Raw genomic sequence first — 722 nt, forward strand, 5'->3', positions numbered from 1 at the left:
TACCCACCAACCATACAAAAGTTAGCCTGCATAACCCTGTGCTAAACTCACTAAACCTAAGCAGTTGATTGTTTTCTGGCGATATATAGCAGTGCAAAGCCTATATAGCTTTACACGCCCTATTGAACCCTTACAATGTGCTCAAAATATTTTTACAAGGTTTATCTCTATGCCTATACAATGGTTTCCGGGCCACATGCACAAAGCCCGCAAAGAAATCGAAGAAGTTATCCCTAAAGTTGACGTAATCATTGAAGTTCTGGATGCGCGAATCCCTTTCAGTTCAGAAAACCCAATGATTGCCGAGATCAAAGCAGGTAAACCAGTCGTTAAAGTACTCAACAAGCGTGACCTAGCTGACCCTGAGCTGACTCAAATGTGGATCGAACACTTTGAGAAAGAGCAAGGCGTTAAAGCAATCGCGATTACCACCAGCAATAAAGAAGAAGTCAATCACATCATGGAGTTAGTGCGTAAACTGGCACCGCACCGTGAAGAGATTGGTAAAAACATTCGTACGATGATCATGGGTATCCCAAACGTGGGTAAATCTACCATCATCAACTGTTTGGCTGGTCGCACTATTGCTGTAACGGGTAACCAACCTGCGGTAACGCGTCGCCAACAGCGTATCAACCTGCAAAACGGTGTTGTTCTGTCTGACACTCCAGGAATTCTATGGCCAAAAGTAGAAAACCCACACAGTGGTTTCCGCCTAGCTG

At 44.5% G+C, this 722-nt stretch carries 1 protein-coding gene; it reads left to right on the forward strand.

From position 1 onward, the window contains the following. Positions 1–169: 169 nt before the first annotated feature. On the forward strand, positions 170–722 hold a 553-nt coding region (ylqF, locus tag KIV40_RS34780), incomplete at its 3' end, for a ribosome biogenesis GTPase YlqF (RefSeq protein ID WP_285354014.1).

It is taken from the genome of Vibrio sp. D173a (assembly GCF_030248475.1).